The organism is Candidatus Zixiibacteriota bacterium (genome assembly GCA_026397505.1).
GTDB lineage: Bacteria > Zixibacteria > MSB-5A5 > GN15 > PGXB01 > JAPLUR01.
On record JAPLUR010000060.1, the window covers coordinates 84,808 to 92,080 of the forward strand.

Genomic DNA, 7,273 nt, shown 5'->3' on the forward strand with positions numbered 1-7,273 from the left:
CATAATATAATTGTCTGGAAGAGACCCTGAAGAGTTGGACAAATCGGCCCATAAGCGGAAATAGGCGAATTTTTTCCTTGACAGCCCGCCCGATTTCCATATATTTGCTCTGGTCGGATTATTGACTATTATCATTCAGTATGAATTACCTATTAGCAAGCGAATTCAACTAATCTCTTGGCATATGGAAGAAAATCAATTAATGTCTGTCGATCCATTATGAATCAATTCGATCATCGAACTAGTTCACTTGCGTACAATGGGCAGTTTTTTCATTTCTATAAGCCTGACAAGAAAATTATTAATCTCTTCAGCCCAAATTATTTTATAGGAGGGTAATATGAAACGGCTGTTGATTTTCAGTGTGGTTCTGATCCTGCTCATGCTCTTTCTGAGCGGATGCACCGATGAGAACAACATCACTAATGTCCTGCAAACAAAATCAGCCATTGTCGGAAAGGTGGTCAATTACGAGCCCGGTATGACGGTCTCGGCCTGGCAGGCAATCGAAATTAAAAAGGTTACGGTTGACAATGCCGGGTATTTTTCGATTGCTGATTTGAATCCGGGACTCTATGAGGTGCGGTTCTTCTGTCCCACCGGCGCCCGGAAAACTATAAGAGATGTCGAGGTGAAAAGCTCCGAGACCACTCTGCTGGGCGAAATTATGATGATCCATATGCCCTGGCCTTTTGTGGAAAGCACGCCGGGTGACGGTCTTATCAAATATCCGCCGTTATCGAGCAGTATTATGCTTTCCAGTGAAGAACTTCTCGATTTCGGCTCCCTCAGCACCGCGATTATTTTCGATCCCCCGATCGCCGGCCAATGGGATATGTATCACTATTATGGTGATATATATAATTACTCATTTCGACCGACGCCTCAACTTCGAGCCGCGACACATTACCATGTTAATATTAGGCCGAATCTGAGACTATTTTCGGGCGAGGAATGGAGTGACAGTCTCACTTTTTCCTTTGATACCGATTCGCTGAGGCTATGCAGCGCAATGTGGCATCTTTATGGTGAGACAGATACAATAGCTGTCGATTTCAGAGGTTCATTGATAGAATTTCGTTACAACAGTCTGCTCGATCCGGCAACCGTCGGTGGCGCAATTCACATCGAGCCGCCGATCGATTTTGCCGCCGTTCCCGATGACACGCCCACGAGCGTCATCCTTCAGATTAATGGTGGGTTGGTCAGCGGCACCAGATACCTGATAATCATCGATAAATCGCTTAAAGACATTTTTGGCGCCGCTCCAGTCAAGGGGGACACAATTTCATTTTATACGGAGAAATTCGAGGTTGAACAGAGGGATTATCCAAGTACACTGGACAATGTTTCCCCCCGGGCTACCAATGGACTCCTTCGGTATCGCTTCAGCATCCCGCCCGACCCCAGTTCGGCGAGAGCCTCGATTTCGATTGACCCACCGGTTGACCTTCATGTTTCCATAGAGCGCGATTACTACGGCCCCGATTGGCTTTTTGTCGGCGCCGCGCAGGGACTTCGCCCGGGAACTACTTATAGCCTGACCATCGACTCCACTCTCAGCGCCATTGATGGGACAAAAATCGGCACTATTGAAACGGTGCTCTTTGAAGTACAGCCATTAATGGTGATCCGAAATGGTGCCTCAAACGGGTATTACTCCAGCGATCTTGACAGCATTATCGACCCGGGAGAGAGTTTTAACTATCGTATTTATTTGAATGCCGATGTCGATATCGACTCCTTTAATCTTGCTGCCTCCATTTCGCCGGAACTCCCCGGCTTCTGGTATCAGAGGTATGAATATGATTATAGTCAGCGCAATCCATATCTCGCTTTCTTCCCGACCGGCCCAATCAATCTTGCCGCGGAACAGACTTATACTATTACCATTGATGGTTCGGTCGGCCTGGTTATGGGCGCCGGTTTCGGCGAAGATTTGCAAATGCGTCTTCATATCAACCCGGTTATAATTACGAGCCTCTACCCCTCTCCGGGGACGCAGAATTTTGGCATCTCCAATAATATTGCCGTGGAGTTCAACGCTCCTATGGATCATGCCACCACCGAGGCGGCCTTCAGTATGACGACCTGGGATGGCACTCCGGTCAGTGGAACATTCAACTGGTACTATTATGATGATGACAGGCGAATGATATTCTATCCAACAAGTTACCTGACTCCGCTGCAAACGTACAAGGTTAATATCGCCACAACGGCTAGGAGCCAGAGTGGAGCCTATCTAAAAGAGGCCGGCTATACATTTTTCCGCACAGAGGGTTGATTCGGAAGTCAAGGCAGCGGATTTGTTTGTTAGCGAGGAAGATTCAGAATCAAAGCTCCCGCAAGATCATCAGGTCATACTCTATCATGAGTATGACCTGAACGCATTTGTCGTCTATTTCTGTCAGCTATCAATATTCTAACAACAGGCAAAATACATTATTCCGGTTTGATCTGAACGATTATATTGCCATCTATGATAGGTCGGTGAAATATTGCGAACAATTACTGTTCATTATATAGAAGGGGATTGTAGTGACTTTTCTAAAAATAGCCCTGTTTATTCCAGTGATGCTCTGCTTTCTGGAATGTTCGAATTCCGATAAACAAACCGATAGGAATATAGGGAATTTGGGGGATGTCTCGGCGGTGAAGCTCGATGGCCGGCCGGTGACCGTGGCCGGGGTCACTTTTCGCCCTCCTTCCGCCTGGAAGGATCTGGGGCCTGGGGGCATGAGGCAGGCCAATTATACTCTGGGGCCTCTGGAAGGGGAGAAAGATTCGGCCACCATGGCGGTTTTCTATTTTGGGGCCACCCAGGGTGGGAGCGTGAACGAAAACATCGAGCGCTGGATCAGCCAAATATCCCTGCCGGACGGCGGCGACTCGCATAAGGCGGTGGTGCAAAACGATTTCAATGTCGATGGCATGCCGGTGCATTTGGTGGAATTGGCCGGTACTTATCAGGCTTCGGCCCGGGGGATGATGGGAGGAGCGACAGAATCCAAAGAGAATTATCGTATGGCCGCCGTAGTTCTGGAAACACCCGAGGGGAATCTCTTTTTCAAACTGACCGGCCCCGATTATACGGCCCGGACGATGATCGGGCAATTCAGGGCGATGCTTAAAGAAATTAAGCGGGCTCCAAAGCTTGGGTGACATCCGAATTCGGAATAATGGTTGACTAATTTGCCAATAATTTTATATTGAAAAAAATAGATTATCCTTTTATACGGGCCGAAATATCCCTGTCGGCCGCATAGGAGAAAGGCAGATATTAAATGCTGGTTATTACCGATAAGGCAGGAATCGAGCTTAAAAAGGTCATTGAATCCCAGGAGGCCGAAAATAAGCAGTTGATCATCTATTATCAGGGAGCCGGGTGAAGCGGTCCCTCTGTGGGAATGGCTCTGGATGAGTCAACTGATGATATGGACAAGCTGGAATCAAATGGCATTACGGCCTATATCGACCGCCGCCTCAATCAATTCCTGGCCGACGTCGGGGATATAAGTATCGATTATATCTCCAGTGATGATGGCCCGAGCGGTTACCGCGTGGTTATTGGTGAAAAGAAGTGCGGCTCCGGCGGCTGCAGTTGTTGACCGCGCCGGCCGCTAATCCAATAGAGAGTAACGGCGGTTTTGCGCAGATCAATTTATCCTGAAATTGACTATTTGCTTGACAGGCGTTGATTCTCAGTCCCTTCCATGTGTAGAAAATGACATTCCGCCCGCCCGAGTCAGAGTAAAATCTCTCGAGAGCCCGGATTATGCAAGCGGTAACACGCTCGACAATAAACCGCTTGCCCGGAAGGAACTTTTTATTTATCCTCTGGTATCAGAGATATGAAAAGAAATCGTAAAATATTTCAGGTTCTTTGCCTGCCCAATTAAACGCTATCGAATCACCTTTACAAATGATGACCCAATTATTATATATAATCTCAACTAATTTGGAGGTTCTTAATGAAAAAGTGTGAGGTCATTTTCGCATTGATTCTGTCACTGACCCTGCTGGTCAGCCTGAGCATGGCCGAGACTCAGGAAAAGGCGGCGACCCCTGCCGACAGCAGCCACTCAATGGCGATGGAACGGCCGCGGATTGAAGGCTTGAGGGAATTCCATGAGGTCCTGCGCCCGGTCTGGCATACATTCTTGCCTGAAGGCGATTACAAATCAGTTCGTGAGGCGGCGCCCCTTTTCAGCAAGAGTGTTGAAAAAATCATGAAAGGCGAACTGCCTTCCTATTTTCAGCATGTGAAAGAGGCTTTCGAACAGAAACGGCAGGCCCTGGCTCTGGCCACGGCAAAAATGGATACGGTCGCCAAAGGAACCGATGACTCACTGCTGGCCGTCACTGTCGAGGAACTGCATACCGCCTATGAGCAGCTGGTGCGCGTAATAGCTCCCAGAATGATGGAAATCGAAAGTTTCCACCTCGTGCTTTATCCACTCTGGCATCAGGCCCTGCCTGATTCGGACTATGCCGCTATCAAGACGGCCATGCCTGTTTTGAAGGCAAAGATGGATACGCTGATGAGTGCGCCGGTGCCGGAATGGCTAAAAGATAAGGAAACCGCCATTTCCGAAAAAAGAGCCGCTCTAAAGAATGCGGTTGACGCGCTCGGGACTGCATGCCAAACCGGCGGTGATGCCGATATAAAGATCAAAATGACGGCGATGCATGAGAGTTTCCGTGCTTTGGATGGGGTTTTTGAATAGGTCGGAATGACTCTTCATTAGGTAACTCATTCAGAGATAAATTGGCCGGGGAATCAACCCCGGCTCTTTTTTTTCGCTTTGGCCATTTCTAATCACGAGAAATAATGTCCTGCTAAATGGGGAATCAATCTGACGATTCACATTTTCAGGTTTACGGGACTGTTCGTATCCCAAGCATAAGACTGCCATTTAATTATCATTTGGAGTCATAATTGTCCACAATTTTAACTTATTGTGCATAAATAGCTTGACAGTCAAGTGGAATGTCAATATATTATAATCAGCTTCGTTCTCACTTCGCATGTTGCCGCCATACAACCTCATGTTGTTTTCACGAGCGATCGTTGATTGAGAAATGCTGTTTATATCGCCCGGGTTTTCGCACATGGTGCCATTATTGACCATGGTATCTATTAAGCGAAGAAGAATAGCGGTCGCATCGGTTGTTACTGAATCTATAATTGCAATGAGAATTAGTTAATCAAATCGTTGGGAGGACCGAATTATGCGTAGCAGGAGTCTGTTGATTGCACTGGGGCTGCTTCTGATTGGCCAAATTGTTCTGGCCGGGGACCTTTATCTGGCGGGGATTGAAAATCCCGATCAACTGGAATCATTGAAGAAATTAGCGGGGCATGCTCACGGAATGATCGGCGAGCGTTTTCTGGTTGAGCTTTCAGCAGATCAGGCATCGCAACTGGCTGACAACGGCATTTTGGCTGAGCGAATATTGTCGGATTATTCCGGGGAGCGCCTCTTTCTGGTCAGGTCAACCGACCCGGAGAGGAAGCCGCTTCCCGAAGGAATCGAAGCGATCTTTTCCTCCAAAGAAGAATTTCTCACCCGACCCGACTATGCCGGTCTGGAACGCCTGCGTCGGGACAGATTCAATGTCTATGCGGTTGGCGATATGGAGACGCCGCTGTTCTATCATCCGGTTTCCATCCCGAGTCCTTTGATGGATAGCTACCCCACCGATACTATCGCAAACTTAGTCAGTCAGGATTCGCTTTATTCTTATACCGGTCGCTTGCAGGCATTCCGGACCCGATGTGTCCTGTCGGACTCGATCGGGCCGGTTATGGAATGGCTGATAGATAAATTCCAGGAATTCGGATACAATAATGTTTATCCCGATTATTGCAGCGGTATCAATCAGTGGAACGGCCAATTCACGAGCGGCTACAATGTAGTTTGCATCAAGCCGGGCCGCATCCAGCCGCCCAAATATATAATGGTCGGCGCCCATTATGACTCCTATACCTGGTATCCGGTCGAAAATCGGGAAAATGCACCGGGCGCCGATGACAACGCCACCGGGACAGCGGCCGTGCTGGAGATGGCGCGCATCCTGAAAGATGTGGAGCTCGATTACTCCATCATGTTTGTCCCCTTCTGGGGTGAGGAAATAGGCCTCCTCGGTTCCAAATATCTTGGCCAGAAGCTTCTGGCCGAAGGGACTAAAGTTGAATTTGTCACCAACATGGACATGATCGCCTATACATACGATGCGGTCGATTCGGCCATGATCAATTATCCTGCCTCTTCGAGTAATTTCGGGCTGATCTATAAGCAAGCGTCCGAGCGCATTTCCCAGCTTCCTTCATATAGTAGTAGTGATCATCTCGGGTCTGATGACTATGCTCTGCATGATTTGGGGTTCCAGACAACGGGCATTGCCGAGGACGACATTAATCACAACAATATCATTCACACCATTCACGATTCGACTACAAGACTCGATTTCCCTTACATGACCAGTATGGTCAAATTCATTGCCGCCGGACTGGCCGTTATCGCCAAAGCCCCCGAATCCCCCGCGTTTACTCTTCAGGACTTCGGCGACGGGCAAAGAATTAGAATTCATATTGGCGACTGCAATCCGGATTATAGCTATTCGGTACTATATGGTACTGCAAGCGGGGTATATACCGACACAATCGATATCCCTCCGCAGACATGCACCTATGATTTGGGGGAGCTGACTACGGGCCAGATTTACCATATCGGTCTGGTTGCCGTCAACGGCGAGGGGTACAGCTCTATCCGAATCGTAGAAAAGACGATGATTCCGAGAATCGTCCCTCTGGAGCCGTATCTCATTTCGGCCATCCCGGATTCGCTCAGCGCCAATATTACCTGGCGCAAACACGGCGAGCTGGACATCAAAGAATATCATGTCGTCAGAACCCGCAATATGATCGATTGGGAGGTGGGGGCCATCTGCACCGATACAACTTATCATGATGTTGATGTCATTCCCCATACAATAACCTGGTACAAGGTAATTGCGGTCGACAGCGCCCTGAATCAATCCGACAGCTCGGGTATCAACCAGGCGACCCCGGCCACTTTCGACTGGCCGCTCCTGTTTGTGGATGAAACGAACGACGGCGGCATCACTCCCAGCGAAAAAACGCAAAAAGCATTTTATGACAGCATCCTGACAGAATTGACCTATACCCAGATGAACGTTGACACTATAAATCAGAATTGAAAGTGTTTCTAAAGCCTGAGAATATGTTTCAGTCGGATGACCAATGATA

The 7,273-nt window shown here is 48.3% G+C and carries 5 protein-coding genes; all 5 read left to right on the plus strand.

Annotated features, from left to right (window positions below):
• Window positions 1-340 precede the first annotated feature (340 nt).
• Window positions 341-2,284 (plus strand): Ig-like domain-containing protein, encoded by a 1,944-nt coding sequence (locus NT002_06130; protein MCX6828845.1) that lies wholly within the window; start codon window positions 341-343, stop codon window positions 2,282-2,284.
• A gap of 254 nt (window positions 2,285-2,538) precedes the next feature.
• Window positions 2,539-3,162: a hypothetical protein gene (locus NT002_06135; protein ID MCX6828846.1), complete on the plus strand. Its 624-nt coding sequence runs from the start codon at window positions 2,539-2,541 to the stop codon at window positions 3,160-3,162.
• 245 nt (window positions 3,163-3,407) lie between these two features.
• Complete coding sequence (locus NT002_06140) at window positions 3,408-3,608, plus strand: hypothetical protein (GenBank protein MCX6828847.1); 201 nt, start codon at window positions 3,408-3,410, stop codon at window positions 3,606-3,608.
• 363 nt (window positions 3,609-3,971) lie between these two features.
• Window positions 3,972-4,727: a hypothetical protein gene (locus NT002_06145; protein MCX6828848.1), complete on the plus strand. Its 756-nt coding sequence runs from the start codon at window positions 3,972-3,974 to the stop codon at window positions 4,725-4,727.
• A gap of 505 nt (window positions 4,728-5,232) precedes the next feature.
• Window positions 5,233-7,224, plus strand: coding sequence for a M20/M25/M40 family metallo-hydrolase (locus NT002_06150; GenBank protein ID MCX6828849.1), 1,992 nt, complete (start codon window positions 5,233-5,235; stop codon window positions 7,222-7,224).
• Window positions 7,225-7,273 lie beyond the last annotated feature (49 nt).

What these genes read in the sequence shown, in the direction of transcription:
- NT002_06130 (MCX6828845.1), top strand. Translation starts at nt 341, where the DNA reads ATGAAACGGCTGTTGATTTTCAGTGTGGTTCTGATCCTGCTCATGCTC.
- NT002_06140 (MCX6828847.1), top strand. Translation starts at nt 3,408, where the DNA reads ATGGCTCTGGATGAGTCAACTGATGATATGGACAAGCTGGAATCAAAT.
- NT002_06145 (MCX6828848.1), top strand. Translation starts at nt 3,972, where the DNA reads ATGAAAAAGTGTGAGGTCATTTTCGCATTGATTCTGTCACTGACCCTG.
- NT002_06150 (MCX6828849.1), top strand. Translation starts at nt 5,233, where the DNA reads ATGCGTAGCAGGAGTCTGTTGATTGCACTGGGGCTGCTTCTGATTGGC.